The 18,025-nt window shown below is 59.6% G+C and carries 15 protein-coding genes; 13 read left to right on the forward strand and 2 right to left on the reverse strand.

Features of this window, described 5'->3' with window-relative positions; translation table 11 throughout:
* Nucleotides 1–151: 151 nt before the first annotated feature.
* From argE to G6L97_RS16530, 6 genes are all read left to right on the forward strand, one after another.
* Complete coding sequence (argE, locus tag G6L97_RS16505; RefSeq protein ID WP_076845551.1) at nt 152–1,276, forward strand: acetylornithine deacetylase; 1,125 nt, start codon at nt 152–154, stop codon at nt 1,274–1,276.
* 24 nt (nt 1,277–1,300) lie between these two features.
* Nucleotides 1,301–2,224 (forward strand): 2-hydroxyacid dehydrogenase, encoded by a 924-nt coding sequence (locus G6L97_RS16510; RefSeq protein WP_076845550.1) that lies wholly within the window; start codon nt 1,301–1,303, stop codon nt 2,222–2,224.
* Nucleotides 2,225–2,250: 26 nt separating this feature from the next.
* Entirely contained in the window at nt 2,251–2,607 is a 357-nt protein-coding gene (locus tag G6L97_RS16515; protein WP_013761644.1) for a cupin domain-containing protein, read from the forward strand.
* A gap of 307 nt (nt 2,608–2,914) precedes the next feature.
* Nucleotides 2,915–4,378 carry an aldehyde dehydrogenase family protein gene (locus G6L97_RS16520; RefSeq protein ID WP_076845549.1) on the forward strand — a complete coding sequence of 488 codons (1,464 nt, stop codon included), beginning with the start codon at nt 2,915–2,917 and terminating at the stop codon, nt 4,376–4,378.
* 13 nt (nt 4,379–4,391) lie between these two features.
* Entirely contained in the window at nt 4,392–5,435 is a 1,044-nt protein-coding gene (locus G6L97_RS16525) for a tartrate dehydrogenase (protein ID WP_065704236.1), read from the forward strand.
* Nucleotides 5,436–5,450: 15 nt separating this feature from the next.
* A complete protein-coding gene (locus tag G6L97_RS16530; RefSeq protein ID WP_065704238.1) occupies nt 5,451–6,908 on the forward strand; it encodes an NAD-dependent succinate-semialdehyde dehydrogenase in 1,458 nt (485 codons plus the stop codon).
* A 269-nt stretch (nt 6,909–7,177) separates the two neighbouring features.
* Here G6L97_RS16530 and G6L97_RS16535 read toward each other — a convergent pair whose 3' ends face one another.
* Entirely contained in the window at nt 7,178–8,452 is a 1,275-nt protein-coding gene (locus G6L97_RS16535; protein WP_065659587.1) for an NAD(P)/FAD-dependent oxidoreductase, read from the reverse strand.
* 14 nt (nt 8,453–8,466) lie between these two features.
* Entirely contained in the window at nt 8,467–9,135 is a 669-nt protein-coding gene (locus G6L97_RS16540) for a haloacid dehalogenase type II (protein ID WP_174003467.1), read from the reverse strand.
* A gap of 324 nt (nt 9,136–9,459) precedes the next feature.
* Here G6L97_RS16540 and G6L97_RS16545 point away from each other — a divergent pair, with 324 nt between their 5' ends.
* From G6L97_RS16545 to G6L97_RS16575, 7 genes are all read left to right on the forward strand, one after another.
* Nucleotides 9,460–10,296 carry a GNAT family N-acetyltransferase gene (locus tag G6L97_RS16545; RefSeq protein ID WP_065662552.1) on the forward strand — a complete coding sequence of 279 codons (837 nt, stop codon included), beginning with the start codon at nt 9,460–9,462 and terminating at the stop codon, nt 10,294–10,296.
* A 14-nt stretch (nt 10,297–10,310) separates the two neighbouring features.
* The gene (locus tag G6L97_RS16550; RefSeq protein WP_003511070.1) at nt 10,311–11,684 is read left to right on the forward strand and encodes an aspartate aminotransferase family protein; all 1,374 of its coding nucleotides are present in this window, start codon (nt 10,311–10,313) and stop codon (nt 11,682–11,684) included.
* 256 nt (nt 11,685–11,940) lie between these two features.
* Nucleotides 11,941–12,654, forward strand: coding sequence for an HAD-IA family hydrolase (locus tag G6L97_RS16555; protein ID WP_112178389.1), 714 nt, complete (start codon nt 11,941–11,943; stop codon nt 12,652–12,654).
* Nucleotides 12,655–12,742: 88 nt separating this feature from the next.
* Entirely contained in the window at nt 12,743–14,353 is a 1,611-nt protein-coding gene (locus G6L97_RS16560; RefSeq protein WP_013761652.1) for an ABC transporter substrate-binding protein, read from the forward strand.
* A gap of 198 nt (nt 14,354–14,551) precedes the next feature.
* Nucleotides 14,552–15,502 carry an ABC transporter permease gene (locus G6L97_RS16565; protein WP_003511075.1) on the forward strand — a complete coding sequence of 317 codons (951 nt, stop codon included), beginning with the start codon at nt 14,552–14,554 and terminating at the stop codon, nt 15,500–15,502.
* The gene (locus tag G6L97_RS16570) at nt 15,502–16,353 is read left to right on the forward strand and encodes an ABC transporter permease (protein WP_013761653.1); all 852 of its coding nucleotides are present in this window, start codon (nt 15,502–15,504) and stop codon (nt 16,351–16,353) included. Before G6L97_RS16565 ends, G6L97_RS16570 begins: the two co-directional genes overlap by 1 nt.
* Entirely contained in the window at nt 16,353–18,008 is a 1,656-nt protein-coding gene (locus tag G6L97_RS16575; protein ID WP_065704244.1) for an ABC transporter ATP-binding protein, read from the forward strand. The genes G6L97_RS16570 and G6L97_RS16575 overlap by 1 nt, the downstream gene beginning before the upstream one ends.
* The last annotated feature ends 17 nt before the right edge of the window (nt 18,009–18,025 follow it).

The raw sequence follows: 18,025 nt of genomic DNA on the forward strand, positions 1-18,025 counted from the left end.
ACATCCGACGGTAGCCGGTTACGCCAGCACGAATTTTCTGAAAGCACTGGAAGGTCACAACAATCTACCGAAATCATTCGCATTTCAGCAGATAAACGTCGCAGTCCATTCTAAGCTTTCGGGATGACAATCCGGTCAGCGGAGACGACCATTGAACGCAATCGAAATCCTTGAGCGTCTCGTCGGTTTCCCGTCGGTCGTTGGAACCGCCAATGGCGATATTGCCGGCTGGATCGCCGATTATCTTGAAAGCCACGGCGCGAAAGTATCGCTGCTTGCGGGACCGGAGGGCGACCGCGCCAATCTCTTCGCCACCTTCGGCCCGGCCGATCGCGCTGGATATGTTTTGTCCGGCCATATGGATGTCGTACCCGCCAGCGAGCCGGAATGGTCTTCCGATCCCTTTACGCTACGGGCGGAAAATGATCGTCTCTACGGGCGCGGAACCACCGACATGAAGGGTTTTCTGGCCACGGTTCTCGCCGCGGCACCTGCATTTTCGCGCATGGCGCTGAAACGTCCCGTGCATATCGCCTTTTCCTACGACGAGGAGGCGGGTTGCCGTGGCGTTCCGCATCTTCTCGCCAGATTGCCTGAACTGTGCGCCGCACCGGCCGGCGCAATTATCGGCGAACCGAGCAATATGCGGGCGGTTCGTGCACACAAGGGCAAAGCAGCAGCTCGCATTACCATCCGTGGCCGTTCCGGCCATTCGTCCCGGCCTGATCAGGGGGTGAATGCCATTCATCTGATGACCGGCATCATGGCAAAGGCCGTGGAGACGGCACATGAGCTGACGAAAGGCCCCTTTGAAGCGACTTTCGAGCCACCCTACTCCTCGCTGCAGATCGGCACGATGAAGGGCGGCCAGGCGATCAACATCATCCCCGATTTCTCGGCCATCGAGTTGGAAGCGCGGGCGATTTCCGGCACATCGCCGCTTGAACTGCTCGGGCCGGTTCGCGCAAGCGTCGAGGCTCTTGCAGCAAAGGGTGTCGATATCGAATGGACGCCTATGAGCGATTATCCGGCGCTTTCGCTTGCAGCCAATGCTCCGCTTGTTCTGCTTCTGGAGGAATTGACCGGCACCCCCTGTCTCGCCGCCGTCAGCTACGGCACCGAGGCGGGGCTGTTCCAGGCGGCGGGCATCGACGCCATCATCTGCGGACCAGGGGATATCGGCCGCGCCCACAAGCCGGACGAGTTCATAACGACGGGCGAACTATCGGCCTGCCAGTCGATGCTGGAAACACTCGCAAGCCGCTGTACGGCTTGAACCTTCGGGAAGCATAGATTTCAGATGACGTTTCTCTTCAATTCCGACGCCAAGCGCGGCGAGATTTTCCGGCAGGCTCTAGCTGCAGAACTGCCTGATCTGCCGTTTTCGATGGATGCATCAACTGTCGATCCCGACGCAGTCCGTTACCTCATCACCTGGACGGTACCACAGGACATTGCCCGGTATCGCAATCTCGAAGTCCTGTTTTCGATTGGCGCGGGTGTCGACCAGTTTCACATCGAGGCGATCCCTGAGACGGTAAAGGTCGTACGCATGGTGGATGAGGGCATCATCCGCATGATGCAGGAATATATCTGCCTCGGCGTACTTTCCCTCCACCGCAACCTGCCAGTCTATTTAAACCAGCAGCGCCAGCAACTGTGGAATGCCCTGCCCCAGCGTCAGGCGGAAGAGTGCCGGGTGGGCGTTCTCGGCCTCGGCATGCTGGGCGTTGCGGCGCTGGAGCGGCTGAAACCTTTCGGCTTTCCGCTTTCCGGCTGGAGCCGCTCACAGCGTCAGATCGATGGCGTCACCTGCCATCATGGCGACGACGGCCTCAAATCCATTCTCTCCACCAGCGATATTCTCGTCTGCCTGCTGCCTCTCACCGAAGAGACCACGGGGCTTCTGAACTCCGAGCGTCTGGAGATGCTTCCCGAAGGGGCTGCTCTGGTTCACGCCGGGCGCGGCAAACAGCTCGATCATGACGCTTTGCTCGATGCACTCAACAGCGACAGGCTTTCAGGTGCGGTGATTGACGTTACCGATCCGGAGCCCCTGCCCAAAGACCACCGCTTCTGGACCCATCCGAAAATTCTCCTGACGCCGCATATTGCCAGCGTCACCCAGCCCCATTCCGCTGCCCGCACCGTCGTCGAAAATATCAAACGATACGAATCCGGTCTCGAACCGCTCGGCCTCGTTGACCGTAGCCGCGGATATTGATCCTACCGTTCCAAGAAAGGACACCCATGTCTCTCCTCAAGACCATCGACACCAATCCCGCCTTTGAACCGAAAGCCTCCAAGGCCCTGCCCGAACGCCTCATCGCCGGCGACCCGTCCTTCAAAACCTGGCCGCTAGATGAAGCCCGTGATGGCACCGTGCATACCGGCATCTGGGAAGCGACCCCCGGCGAAAGCCGCTCGATCAAGGGCGAGACATTCGAGTTCTGCCACATTCTCGAAGGCGTCATCGAGATCACACCGGAGGGCGGCGCGCCGCTGCGTTACACGGCGGGCGACAGCTTCGTCATGAAGCCCGGTTTCGTTGGCGTCTGGAAGACAATCGAAACCGTGCGCAAGATCTATGTGACCGTGAACGGATGATTTGCCGAACAGCATGCCTGGCATCCCGGCTGATGGAGAGGCATTTTTGAGAAAAGCGATGGCTGGCAATCCGCAGATGGATGCCAGCCATGGTTTACATGGGTATCCTGCCCGGATGCCTTTCGACCGGATTTACGGCCCTCGATCGGACCCGCCGCAAAGTTTTCGGCGCGGTCTTCATGCCCGCCGAAGATTGCGCTGTGGGCCACCAGCAAAACAGGATTTTCGTTCACCGCCCCCGCCGCAGTCGGTCGATGCTGCTTGCCATCAGGGAGTAGCTTTGGCGCATATCCACAGAGGATCATCCATGACGCTCAGCTTCGATCCAGACAGCCTGTCCCTGCCGATCGGCCATTTCATCGGCGACCGGCTGATCCCGGCTAAAAACGGCATCGACATGCATCGTCCTTCGGACGGCATCGAATATGCCGGTTGCCCGAAGGCGGATGCGGCACTTGTCGATGAGGCGGTGCAAACCGCCAAAGCGGCACTGAAGAGCAGTAACTGGGGCGGCGTGCGCCCGCGTGAGCGCACCAGTGTACTGCAACGCTGGGCAGACCTGATCGAGCAGGAAGCCGAGACGCTGGCGAAAATCGAGGCGCTCTCCTCAACCCGGCCCGTGGGCCATCTGATTGCCGGCGATATCGCCGTCACTGCCGAACAGATTCGCTTCTTTGCCGAATTTGCGGACAAGGAGGGCGGTGATCTCGTGCCGACCGACGATACAAGCGTCGGCATGATCATGACCGAGCCCTATGGCGTCGTGGGCGCCATTACGCCCTGGAATTTTCCGGTGTCCATGGCGGGCTGGAAGCTTGGCCCGGCACTCGCAGCCGGCAATGCCGTAGTGCTGAAACCATCGGAAATGACGCCCTTCTCCAGCATTTTCATGGCGCAACTGGCCATCAAGGCAGGGCTGCCCGCCGGGCTCATCAACATCGTGCTGGGTGACGGGCCTGTGACAGGCAATGCCATCACCGGCCATCCCGAAATTTCCAAGGTCAGCTTCACCGGATCGACGGCAGCAGGTTCGGCCATCATGGCAAATATCGCGCGTACCGGCGTCAAGCCCATGACGCTGGAACTGGGCGGCAAAAGTCCGCAGCTGGTTTTTGCAGACGCCGATATCGAAAAAGCCGCCGCCGCGATCGCCGGCAACATTCTGTCCAATGCCGGGCAGGCCTGCGTTGCCGGCTCGCGCATCATCGTTGAAGAGAGTGTCGCAGAAGCGCTTTCCGCCGCAATCATCGCCCGCATGAAGACGGTGAAGCCCGGCCCGACCTGGGACGAAGCAACACAGTATTCGCCGATCATCTCCGAAGTGCAGCGCCAGCGCATTGACGGCATCGTGCAGGCGGCTGTCGCCCATGGCGGCGAATGCCTGACGGGCGGCGCGATCATGGACGGTCCGGGTTATTTCTACCAGCCGACCTTGATCGCAAATGTCGACCAGACCTCCCCTGCTGTCACAGAAGAGATATTCGGGCCAGTGCTGACCCTGCAAACCTTCAAGACGGAAGAAGAGGCGCTGGCGCTCGCCGATCATCCTACCTACGGTCTTGCCGCGGGTCTTTTCAGCCGCGATATCTCGCGCGTCATGCGCCTGTCTCGCGCCATCCAGGCAGGAACGATCTGGGTCAACCGTTATGGCCGCTCCCGCGACCATATCCTGCCGACCGGCGGTTACAAACGTTCCGGCATCGGCAAGGATCTCGGACGGGAGGCCTATCTCGCCAACCGCAAGAGCAAAAGCGTCCTGATCGGACTGTAACAGGGGAAACATCTTGAAAACGCATCGCATCGCACTCATTCCCGGAGACGGCATCGGCAAAAGCGTGACTGATGCCGCCTGGCAGGTTCTCAACACCGCAGCAAAAAGCTCCGGTTTTGCGCTTGAAGGCACCGAATTCCCCTGGTCCTGCGCCTTCTACAAGGAGACCGGCGCGATGATGCCGAAGGATGGCATCGAGACCCTGCGCGGCTTCGACGCCATTCTGCTGGGCGCGGTCGGCTGGCCAGCGGAGGTGCCGGATTCGGTGTCGTTGCACGGCCTGCTTCTGCCGATCCGCAAGGCTTTTGTGCAATACGCCAATATCCGGCCGCACCGGCTTCTGCCCGGCGTGCAGGGACCGTTGAAAGCGGATGGATTCGACATTCTCTGCATCCGCGAAAATACCGAAGGTGAATATTCCGGTGCCGGCGGACGCGTGCATCAGGGCACCGAAGACGAGGTCGCTGTCGAAACCTCCATCTTCACCCGCAAGGGCGTGGAACGCATCCTGCGCTTCGGCTTCGAGCAGGCGCAAAAGCGTCGCGGCAAGTTGGCTTCCGTCACCAAATCCAACGCCCAGAAATATTCGATGGTGTTCTGGGACGAGGTGACGCAAAAGCTCGCCGCCGAATATCCGGATGTTGAAGTTTCCAGCTACCATATCGACGCCATGGCGGCGCGCATGGTGATGGCGCCGGAAAGCCTTGATGTCGTTGTCGCCTCAAACCTCTTCGGCGATATCCTGACTGATCTTGGTGCGGCCATTCAGGGCGGCCTCGGTTTTGCCGCCTCCGCCAATATCAATCCCAACCGCACGGCACCCTCCATGTTCGAGCCGGTGCACGGTTCGGCCCCTGACATCGCCCATCTCGGCATTGCCAACCCCATCGCCGCCATCTGGTCCGGCGCCATGATGCTGGAGCATCTGGGTGAGGCGGATGCGGCCAGGCGGGTCATGGCGGCGCTGGAAAAGGCGACCGGCCAGGGCATTGGCACCGTGCCGGGCAAGGACAACACAGACGTAATAACTGCCGCAGTTCTTGCGGCTCTCGACTGATTTCGGAGACAGATAATGCAGGGCTTGAAGGACAAGGAACTCTTTCGCCAAACGGGTTTGATCGGCGGGGAATGGAAAGCGGCCGCATCAGGCAAGACGGTCGACGTGATCGACCCGGCGACGCAGGCGGTGATCGGCACCGTGCCGGATATGGGCAGCGTGGAAACCCGCGCGGCCATCGAAGCCGCCAACGCTGCCTTCGTGCCGTGGAAGAAGAAAACGCACGCGGAGCGCGCGGCGCTTCTGGAAAAATGGTTCGCGTTGATGATCGAACACATCGACGATCTCGGCCTGATGTTGACCATCGAACAGGGCAAGCCACTTGAAGAGGCCAAGGGCGAAATCCGTTACGGAGCATCCTTCGTCAAGTGGTTTGCGGAAGAGGGCCGACGCATCAGCGGCGGCACCATTCCCTCTCCGACGCCGGATCGCCGTATCGTGGTGCTGAAGGAGCCGGTCGGTGTCTGCGGCATCATCACACCGTGGAATTTCCCGAACGCCATGATCACCCGCAAGGTCGCACCTGCATTGGCGGCTGGCTGCACCGTGGTCATCAAGCCCTCGGAATTCACGCCCTATTCGGCCCTAGCGCTCGGCGTTCTCGCCGAACGTGCAGGCATCCCGGCTGGCGTCATCAACATCGTCACCGGCATGCCGACGGAGATCGGCAACGAGATCATGGCCAATGAGACGGTGCGGAAAATTTCCTTCACGGGCTCTACCCGTGTCGGTTCGCTGCTGATGCGCGGTGCGGCCGACAGTGTAAAACGACTGTCGCTGGAACTCGGCGGCAATGCCCCTTTCATCGTATTCGACGATGCAGATCTCGATCTCGCCATCGAAGGCGCGCTCGTTTCGAAATTCCGCAATGGCGGTCAGACCTGCGTCTGCGCCAACCGCATTCTCGTTCAGGCGAGCGTTTACGATGCGTTTGCGAAAAAACTGGCTGATCGCGTCGATGCCATGCGTGTCGGACCCGGAACGGAGCTAGGTGTTTCCATCGGTCCGATGATCAACGAGCCGGCAATCGCCAAAATCCGCGCGCATATCGATGACGCCGTTTCCAAGGGCGCCGAGATCATTACCAAGCCTCATGATCTGCCTGAAGGTTCGCAATATACCGCACCGGTGGTGCTGACGGGCGCAACAACCGCCATGCGGCTGGCGAGCGAAGAGACCTTCGGGCCAGTCGCCCCGCTCTTCCGCTTCGAGACGGAAGAGGAGGCGATTGCGATCGCCAACGGCACGCCCTTCGGCCTTGCCGCCTACTTCTACACTGAAAGCCTCAAACGCGCCTGGCGCGTGGGCGAGGCGCTGGAGTTCGGCATGGTCGGCCTCAATACCGGCGCGATCTCCACCGAAGTCGCCCCCTTCGGCGGCGTCAAGCAATCCGGCCTCGGCCGCGAAGGCGCACAGGTCGGCATCGAGGAATATCTGGAAATGAAGACGTTCCACATCGGTGGACTTGCCTGAAGACTGTTTCTTTCTCCCCGCCTAAAGGGCCGCTCTGCGGCCCTTCTTTTTTGGTGCGAAATTGAAAAGCAGCACTCCCAGGGGTGGAAGAAAAATCCGGAGGCATGAATTGGTTTGGCAAAGCCACGGCATTCACGTGTCGTAACCCCCGACCAGATCCAGGGTCCAGCGCGATCACGTCATTGATCGTAAGAGACTATTCACAGTGCAGGCGCGCAGTGGCTGAATGCCAGATCAAGTCCGGCATGATGAAGAAATGAACTAACGCGCTACTGAATCTTATCCAGCATCTTGTAGTAAAGCCCTACCAAGGGAAGAAACCAGGGCTTGCCGAAATGGCCAGGCACCGCCGGCCAGTCCATCCCCTTCAGCGGGTTGTTGTCCGGGCGGCCCAGAATGGCGTCAGCCATGATCATGCCCAGATGGGTGGAAAGCTGGGCGCCGTGGCCGGAATAGCCCATGGCGTACCAGACGCCGTCATGGAAACCGGCGCGGGGATAACGGTCCTTGGTCATATCAACCAGTCCGCCCCAGCAATAATCGATTGGCACATGCGCAAGCTGCGGGAATATGCGGTGAAGGCTATCCATCAGGATCGCGCCACTTTTGGCATCCGAACGCTGGTCCGATGTCGTGGAAAAGCGCGCGCGGCCGCCGAAGATCAACCGGTTGTCCGGTGCGAGGCGGAAATAATTGCCGATATTCATGGTGTTGACGTAGGTGCGGTTACCCGGAACGGACGCCTTGATCTCGGCATCCGTCAACGGCCGCGTGGCGATGATGAAACTGCCGACCGCGATGATGCGGCGGCGGAAATAGCCGAAGCCGGAGGGCGTGTAGGCGCCGGTTGCCACAAGAACATTATCCGCGGTGACCTTGCCGCGCGCCGTTTCCAGCGTGTGTGTCTTGCCGTTCTGAGTTTGTTTCGTCACCGCCGCATTTTCGAAGATGACCGCGCCATGGCGGCTGGCGGCCTGCGCAAGGCCGGCCACATAGCGGCCCATATGCATCATGGCGCTCTTCTTGGACAGCATGGCGCCATAAAAGGGAGAGCCGATTTCCGCCTTGAGATCGTCAACCGACAGAAGAGCCGTATCGGGATCCACCTCGGCATGAACAGCCTCGAAATTCTTCGCCAGACTTTCGAAATGCTGCGGTTTCGAAGCCATTTTCAGCTTGCCGGCGCGGCGGAAATTACAGTCGATCCCTTCCTCGGCGATAAGGCTTTCCAGCGTGTCGATCGAGGCATCCAGCGCCTTGTAGAGCGCGATGGCGCGCTCCTTACCGAGTTCCGCCTTGGCGGAGAGGTAGGAGTGGGCCAGCCCGTTGTTGAGGTGGCCGCCATTGCGCCCGGAAGCACCCCAGCCGACGCGCTGTCCTTCAAGAACAACCACGCGCGCGCCCGCTTTTGCCAGCTGGCGCGCAGCACCCAGACCCGTGAAGCCGCCACCAATGACGGCCACATCGTAATGGCCCTCGACAGGACCTTGCGCCGCCCCCGCAAACAGGGGCGCCGTGTCGTGCCAATAGGAGACGAGCTTCATGATCCGGTCCTTCCTTACAGTCCAACGACGCCCGCGAGACCGGAAATATCGGAGATCTCCGTATAACCGTAATAGGGGTTTGCCGGTTCGTGACCGCGGTTGACCCAGACCTTGTTCTTGATGCCGAGATCGTGCGCGGACATCAGGTCGTAGCGGAAGGAGGACGAGACGTGCAGAATATCTTCCGGGCCGCAGCCGAGCATGTCGAACAAATATTCGAAAGCCTTGAAATGCGGCTTGTAGGCCTGCGCCTGTTCGGCAGTATAGACAGCATGGAACGGCGCGCCAAGCTTTTCCACATTCGACATGATCTGCGAATTCATGGCGTTAGACAGAATGACCAGCGGAATTTCCTTGGCAACCTTCGCCAGACCGGCCGGAACGTCCGCATGCGGACCCCATGTCGGAACGCGCTCATACACCATTACCGCATCTTCGTCCTTGAAGGCCACACCGTTGCGCTTGCAGGTGCGCGACAGGGCGTTATGGACGACTTCGGCGTAAGGCTTCCAGTCATGCATGACCTCGTCCAGGCGATAGGCAGAGAAGTCCTTGATGAATTGCTGCATCTCGGCCTCGCCCAGACGATCACCATAGAGATCGCGGGCAGCTTCTGCCATCTGGAAATGAATCAGCGTACCGTGGCAATCGAAAGTGATGTATTTCGGGCGGAAGATGGTCATGTCGTCGTCGTCCTTGCTTGGGGATGGGTGGTGGCTGCAATAACAAGATCATAGAGGCCTTTGCCCGGTCGACGCACTGCAATTGCCATTCGCGAAAGCAGATTGTTGCGTATGCGGCCGCCAGTTTGGCAGAGAGTTGCGTGCGACAAAACCGGAAGCCGCCGCCCACCCCCGTTCTGCGGATGGAAGCAGATGATGTGCGGCATAAGATGCGGCGGCGGGTAAAAGCAACAGTGAAACATATCGAACCTTGCCATTCGTCGGGACAATGTTCTTTTGCCGCCGGTCTATCAATGAACATGAAGAATAAAACGGAGTTGGGCCATGCAAGCCAGCCTCATCGATATCCAGAAATTTGAGCCGCAACACCTCGACGCCGCCGTCGAGCTTTCCCGCCAGGCCGGATGGCCACACCGCCGGGAAGACTGGGCGCTCGTCCTTTCACTGAGCAAGGGTTTCGTCGCTATCGAAAACGGTCGCGTCGTCGGAACCGCAATGGCCACGCTTCTGGGAGACACCTGCGCCACCGTCAACATGGTGATCGTGGACGAGGCCATGCGCGGCCGTGGTCTCGGACGCAAGCTGATGCAGGCGGTCGTCGATGCTGCGGAAAATCGCGAGTGCCGTCTGACCGCCACCGCTGAAGGCCTCCCACTCTATGAGAAGATGGGGTTCGTCGCATGCGGCGAGGTGCGTCAGCACCAGGGAATTCCTACGGCCGCCGATAAGCCCGCTAACGTGGCATGGGCAGAAACGATTGTACCGGCCGAGCTTGCCGCACTCGACGCGCAGGCATTCGGTGCGGATCGTACAGCACTCTTTACCGAGCTTGCGGATAGGGCACGGTTTGCGGTGGTTCAACAGCATGGCGCCATCATGGGTTTTGCAGGCCTTCGCGCCTTTGGCCGTGGTGAAGTCATCGGCCCGATTGTCGCGGAAACTGCTGAAATCGCGAAGGATTTGATTGCCTTCGTCGTTTCCGAGCGCCCCGGCGCATTCCTGCGCGTAGACACCACCACCGAGACGGGACTCGGTCCCTGGCTTGCCGAATACGGTCTTGCCCATGTCGGTGGCGGCATCGCCATGCGCCGGCCGAAGGCGGAAACCTCTGCCGACAAAAAACTGAAAACATTCGCGTTGACCAGCCAGGCGCTGGGCTGAATCCGGAGAGACCCATGTTAAGCAATTCACTGATCGAGCTCGACCGCGCCCATCTGGTGCACCCTGTCTCTTCCTTCCGCGGCCATGAAAAGCTTGGCGTTCGCGTGCTGAAATCGGCAAAGGGTGCCACGATTACCGACATGACCGGCCACCAGCTGATCGACGGTTTTGCCGGCCTCTGGTGCGTCAATGCAGGCTATGGCCATGACAGCATCGTGGAAGCGGCGGCAAAGCAGATGCGTGAACTGCCCTATGCCACTGCCTATTTCGACATTGGCAGCGAACCCGCCATCCGCCTCGCCTCCGAACTCGCCGACCGCGCGCCCGGCGATCTCAACCACGTCTATTTCACGCTTGGCGGATCCGACGCGGTGGACAGCACCATCCGCTTCATCCGCTATTACTGGCACGCCAAAGGCCAGCCGCAGCGCGACCAGTTCATTTCCATCGAACAGGGTTATCACGGCTCCACCACCGCCGGTTCAGGCCTGACTGCGCTGCCTGCCTTCCATGCAGGTTTCGGCGTGCCTTACGATTGGCAGCACAAAATTCCGTCTCACTATGCCTATCGCAATCCGGTCGGCAGCGACCCCGCCGCCATCATCGCCTCTTCCCTGCAAATCCTGAAGGACAAGATCGAGGCTATCGGCCCGGAGCGGGTCGCCGCCTTTTATGCCGAGCCCATTCAGGGCTCCGGTGGCGTTCTGGTGCCGCCGCCTGGCTGGATCAAGGCCATGCGAGAACTCTGCCGTTCCTACGGCATTCTCTTCGTTGCCGACGAAGTCATCACCGGCTTCGGCCGCACGGGACCACTGTTTGCCTGTGCCGACGAAGATATCGTGCCGGACTTCATCACAGCCGCCAAGGGTCTGACTTCGGGCTATGTGCCGATGGGCGCCGTCTTCATGGCCGACCATGTTTATGATACAATAGCCGACTTCGCCGGCGATGCCGCGGTCGGGCACGGTTATACCTATTCCGCCCATCCCGTCAGTGCCGCCGTTGGTCTCGAAGTGCTGAAACTTTACGAGGGCGGGCTGCTGGAAAACGGCCGGCGCGCCGGTCAGCGGCTGATGGCCGGGCTGGAAGGATTGAGAAGCCATCCGCTGGTTGGCGATGTACGTGGCCGGGGCATGCTTGCCGCTATCGAACTCGTGACCGACAAAGAGAAGAAAACCCCGCTGCCGGCTGCGGCGGCCCCTGCACGCAAGGTTTTTGACCGCGCCTGGGAAAACGGCCTCATCGTGCGCGCCTTCGCCAACGGCATCCTCGGCTATGCGCCGCCGCTGTGTTGCACCGATGACGAGATCGACGCCATTATAGAGCGGACGCGGAAAACCCTCGACCAGACGCTCGAGGACCCGGCAGTGCGGGCCGCCATGGCCTGAGGCGAACGGTGGATGGCGTTACGGCACCTTCTCGAAATGTCGCAACGCCGCACATATTCGCAATATTCTGCCGAAGACCCGATCCTTTTCGGAGAATCCGGCGCGCTGGAACTGCCAAACTATCAACAGAAAAAGCACTAAACGCCATAAAAAAGGGCGTTAGCAAGAATGGGAACGGGACAAGGATCCCGTCCGGGAACAGAATAAAATGCCGCAGCCTTCCCAAGGGCTCTGCGCGGCAAAGCGGAGACCGACATTGCCCAAGAAACTGAGCGACTTCAAATATATGAGCTTCGACGTGGTGGGAACTCTCATCGATTTCGAAGGTGGCATGAAATCGACCCTGATCCAGATCGGCGCTGAAAACGGCGTTGAGGTCGACGGTGAAAAGGCGCTCGGCCTTTACCGCGCGGCGCGTTACTCCGACGCCACCGATCTGTTTCCGGACGATCTCGTCCGCGTCTACCTGATCATCGCTCCGGAACTCGGTTTGCCGGCGGAGCGCGCTCTGGGTGAGCGCCTGCGCGACGCAGCAAAAAACTGGAAAGGCTTTGAAGACAGTCGTGCCGCGATGGCCGAGCTTGCAAAAACGCATCGTCTCATTGCCATGACCAACGCCCAGCGCTGGGCCTTCGAGTATTTCTCGAAGGAACTCGGTAGTCCCTTTTACGCCGCTTTCACAGCGGATGATACCGGCACGGAAAAGCCGGATCCCGCATTCTTCGAGAAGGTTTTCGCCTTCGTTGAAAGCGAAGGCGCATCGAAGGACGACATTCTGCACGTTGCGCAGAGCCAGTACCACGATATCGGCATTTCACGGAAACTCGGGATGACCAATTGCTGGATAGAGCGCCGCCACGCCCAGAAGGGATATGGCGGCACCATCGAGCCGGAGAACTTTACCGAACCGGACTACCACTTCACCTCGATGGCCGGCCTTGCCGAGGCCACGAGACACTCGGGCCGCTGAACCGCCTGTGGCATGACGCGCACTGGGGCGTGGATACCGAAAATTACTGCAGATGCCATTTCAACAAATCATACAAAAGGGGAAGACCATGAGTGACAGGATTACAAATTGGACCCGCTCTGACGATGCCGCCGTTGAACAGGCTATCCGTCGCGGCGCGACGCGGCGAGAGCTGCTTCACATGATGCTGGCCGGCGGCGTAGCACTTTCCGCCGGTTCGGCCATTCTCGGCCGCGCCTCGCAGGCGCTGGCGGCCACTCCCGTTTCCGGCGGCACGCTGAAGGCGGCCGGCTGGTCCTCCTCCACGGCCGACACGCTCGATCCCGCAAAAGCCTCGCTTTCGACGGATTACGTTCGTTGCTGCGCGCTCTATAACCGGCTGAGCTTCCTCGATGTTTCCGGCACGCCCCAGATGGAGCTGGCCGAATCCATCGAAACGAAGGACGCCAAGACCTGGACCGTGAAGCTGCGTTCCGGCGTCACCTTCCATGACGGCAAGGCACTGACCGCCGATGACGTGGTCTATTCGCTGAAGCGTCACCTTGACCCGGCCGTCGGTTCGAAGGTCGCCAAGATCGCCGCCCAGATGACCGGCTTCAAGGCGATCGACAAGAGCACCGTCGAGATCACGCTGGCAAACGCGAATGCAGACCTGCCGGCCATCCTGGCATTGCATCACTTCATGATCGTTGCCGATGGCGCGACCGATTTCTCCAAGGGGAACGGCACCGGTGCCTTCAAGCTGGAGAAATTCGAACCCGGCGTCCGCTCGATCATGTCGAAAAACACCAATTACTGGAAACAGGGTGGTCCGCACGTCGATAGCTTCGAATTTTTCGCGATTGCCGAAGACAATGCCCGCGTTAACGCCCTCATTTCGGGCGATATCCACCTCGCAGCGGCTATCAATCCGCGTTCGCTGCGCCTGCTCGACAAGCAGGAAGGCATCGTTCTGTCAAAGGGAACGTCCGGCAACTACACCAACCTCAATATGCGGCTGGACCAGACGCCCGGCAACAATGCCGATTTCATCGCCGGCATGAAGTCGATCGTCAACCGCGAGCAGATCGTCAAGGCGGCTCTGCGTGGCCTCGGTGAAGTCGGTAACGACCAGCCAGTGCCGCCCATGAGTCCCTACCACAATCCGGACCTCAAGCCGAAGGCCTTCGATCCTGATAAGGCGAAGTTCCACTTTGAAAAAGCGGGTCTTATCGGTCAGTCCATCCCGGTCATCACCTCGGATGCTGCAAACTCTGCCGTGGACATGGCGATGATCATCCAGGCGTCGGCCGCAGAAATCGGTGTAAAGCTGGATGTGCAGCGCGTTCCCTCGGACGGTTACTGGAGCAATTACTGGCTCAAGGCGCCTATTCACTTCGGCAACATCAACCCGCGCCCAACCCCGGATATTCTGTTCTCGCTGCTTTACGCCTCCGACGCGCCGTGGAACGAAAGCCAGTACAAGTCGCCGAAGTTCGACAAGATGATGCTCGAAGCACGCGGTATGCTGGACATGGACAAGCGCAAGCAGATCTACTTCGAAATGGAAAAGATGATCGCCGACGAAGCCGGCACCATCATTCCCGCCTATATCACCAATGTCGACGCCATCACCTCCAAGCTGAAGGGTCTGGAAGCCAATCCGCTCGGCGGCATGATGGGTTACGCGTTTGCTGAATACGTCTGGCTCGAGGCCTGATAGACCAAGGGGCCGGGCGCCGACGCGCCCGGCAACCTTTCCGCCGGTGCGGGAAGCCTCCACAGCTGGAGCGACACTTTGAAAAACAAGCGGTTTTCGCCTGATATCTCGCTACAGCTATATAATTTGGATCATGATGATTTCAGGTCGATCGGGCCTGAAATCATCATGATCCAGGCAGGTCGCAGGAGCATGTAAATGAACAGCCGGATACTCTCCCTTATCGCCAGGCGGCTGGTCGTCATGCTGACGACGCTGCTTATCGTATCGTTTATCGTCTTTTCCGCCACCAGCCTGCTGCCCGGCGACACGGCAACGATCCTTCTTGGCCAGTCGGCAACGCCGGAGGCCGTGGCCGGTCTGCGCACCGCCATGCATCTCGACGACCCGGCCCTTCTGCGTTTTGTCCGCTGGCTTTTTGGCCTGCTGCACGGCGAACTCGGCACGTCCTACGCCAACAATATGGCGATCGCCGACCTCATAGGCCCACGTTTCGTCAACTCCATGAAGCTTGCCGGCATCACCACTGTTATCGCCGTGCCGCTGGCCCTGACGCTCGGCATCAGCTCCGCCATGCTGCGTGGAACGCTTTATGATCGCGCCGTCACCATCCTGACCATCGGTGTCATTTCGGTGCCGGAATTCATGATCGCGACGCTCGCGGTTCTGCTGTTCGCCGTATATCTGAAGTGGCTGCCAGCCCTGTCGCTGGTCAGCGAGGTGCATACCGTGTTCGATGTGCTGCGGGTTTACGCCATGCCGGTCATCACGCTCACCTTCGTCGTGTCGGCACAGATGATCCGCATGAGCCGCGCCGCCGTCATCGAGACGCTCGATACGCCCTATGTGGAAATGGCGCTCCTGAAGGGCGCACCGCGCATGCGCATCGTCCTGCGCCACGCACTTCCCAATGCGCTTGGCCCCATCGTCAATGCGGTTGCTTTGTCGCTTTCCTATCTCGTCGGCGGCGTCATCATCGTTGAGACTATCTTCAATTATCCAGGCATCGCCAAGCTGATGGTTGATGGCGTCGCGACCCGCGACCTGCCTCTGATCCAGAGCTGCGCAATGATTTTCTGCGTCGGTTATCTCCTCCTCATCACAACCGCCGATATCATCGCCATCATGTCCAATCCGAGGCTGCGCTGATGACCGACAATATCAAAACAACTTCGGGGACCTCGCGCTTGGGTTACAAAATCAATGTCGTCGGCGTTTTCGGCTTTCTCGTCATTTTTCTCTGGGCCATGGTTGCGATCTTTGCGCCCTATCTCATCCCGCATCCCGTCGGTGAAATCGTCGATCTGGATTATTTCGGTCCGATGACCTCCGATCTCTGGCTCGGCTCCGACTATCTCGGCCGCGACGTGTTTTCCCGCATTCTCATGGGCGCGCGTTTCACGGTCGGCATTTCACTTGCGGCCGTCACGATCGCCTGCGTGTCGGGCGTCGTTCTCGGCATGAGCGCTGCCGTGGTCGGCGGCTGGTTCGATGCGGCCCTCAGCCGTTTTCTCGATGCGGTGAACTCCATTCCAAGCAAGCTTTTCGGACTTGTGGTTGTCGCTGCCGTTGGCTCCTCCATTCCTGTGCTGATCGTCACCCTGTCGGTTATCTATACGCCCGGCGCCTATCGCTTTGCCCGGGCGCTCGCCGTCAATGTCAACACCATGGATTTCGTCACCGTGGCCCGCGTGCGCGGCGAGAGCCTCTTGCACCTTATCAGCTCCGAAATCCTGCCCAACATCATCCGTCCCGTGCTGGCCGATCTCGGCGTGCGCTTTGTGTTCATCGTGCTGCTTCTGTCGGGCCTTTCCTTTCTCGGTCTTGGCCTGCAGCCGCCGAATGCAGACTGGGGTGCGCTGGTGCGTGAAAACATCGGCGGCCTGCCCTTTGCCGCGCCAGCCGTGATCTTTCCGTCGTTGGCGATTGCCAGCCTGACGATCAGCGTCAATCTGCTGATCGACAATCTGCCGCAGAAAATCCGCGACAGGAGCGAATAATGACAAATCTTGTTGAAATCCGTGGACTTAAAGTCGAGGCGACCACCGATTCCGGCCGCCGCATCCAAATCATCAGGGGTGTAGACATCGATATCGCCGATGGCGAGATCGTCGCATTGATCGGCGAAAGCGGCTCCGGCAAGACCACCATTGCACTGACATTGATGGGATATGCCCGCCCAGGCTGCCGTATTTCCGGCGGCAGCGTCACGGTGGCAGGCCGCGACATGGTACAGCTTTCCGAAATGGAACGGGCAAAGATCCGCGGTACGAAAATCTCCTACGTCCCTCAAAGCGCCGCAGCCGCCTTCAATCCGGCGCAAAAGATCATCGACCAGGTCATAGAGGTCACCCGCATCCACGATCTGATGCCGCCGCAGGAGGCGCGCCAAAGAGCGGTGGAACTGTTCAAGGCATTGTCGCTGCCCAATCCCGAAACCATCGGCGACCGTTATCCGCACCAGGTTTCCGGCGGCCAGCTTCAGCGTCTCTCCGCAGCCATGGCGCTGATCGGCAACCCGGACCTGGTCATTTTCGACGAACCGACTACGGCACTCGACGTAACGACACAGATCGAGGTTCTCCGCGCCTTCAAATCAGCGATGCGCAAGGGCGGTATCGGCGGCGTTTATGTTTCGCACGATCTCGCAGTCGTCGCCCAGATTGCCGACCGGATCGTGGTGCTGAAAGGCGGCGAGATACAGGAAACCGGCACGACCACGGATATTCTCGAGAATGCCCAGCATCCTTATACGCGGGAGTTGCTCACCGCTTTTAACGACAAGGTACGCACCGTAGCGCCGCTAAAACAAATTGACGCGAAGCCGCTGCTGGATATCGAGAAGCTGATCGCCGGATATGGAACGAAAGGCGATGACCATATGCCGCTGGTGCGTGCGGTCGATTCCGTTAGCCTTGCAGTCTATCCCGGACGCAATCTCGGCATCATCGGCGAATCCGGTTGCGGAAAATCGACGCTGGCGCGCGCCATTGCCGGCATTCTGCCCGCCGCCAGCGGTCATGTCATCTTCGAAGGTCGGCAGCTGGATGCCGATGCCCGCCGACGCACCAGCAATCAGTTGCGCCGCATGCAGATCGTCTTCCAATATGCCGATACGGCGCTCAACCCGGCCAAATCCATCGAGGATATTCTTGGCCGGCCGCTGACCTTTTATCACGGCATGAGAGGCAAGGCGCGCGACGCCCGGATCGACCAGTTGCTGGATATGGTGAAGCTGCCGCGCTCGGTTCGCCACCGCCATCCTTCCGGCCTATCGGGCGGACAGAAGCAACGCGTCAACTTCGCCCGCGCACTCGCAGCAGAACCATCGCTCATCATTTGCGATGAAATTACCTCGGCGCTTGATACGGTCGTCGCAGCCGCGATCATCGACCTGCTCGGCGAACTCCAGCGAGAGCTGAACCTCTCCTACATCTTCATCAGCCACGATCTCTCTGTGGTGGAAACCATCTGCGACGAAATCGTCGTGATGTATGGCGGGCAGAAAGTGGAGCATCTGGCAACGGAAGCGATCAAGTCGCCGACCCATCCCTATTCGAAGCTCCTGTTCTCCTCGGTACCGAAGCTCGACCCGAAATGGCTCGACAATCTTCAGCAGGATGCAGAGTTGGTGCGAGCGTTTTCCAAGAGGTGACAACATCATTTTCGTCA

It is taken from the genome of Agrobacterium tumefaciens (genome assembly GCF_013318015.2).
Lineage (GTDB): Bacteria > Pseudomonadota > Alphaproteobacteria > Rhizobiales > Rhizobiaceae > Agrobacterium > Agrobacterium tumefaciens.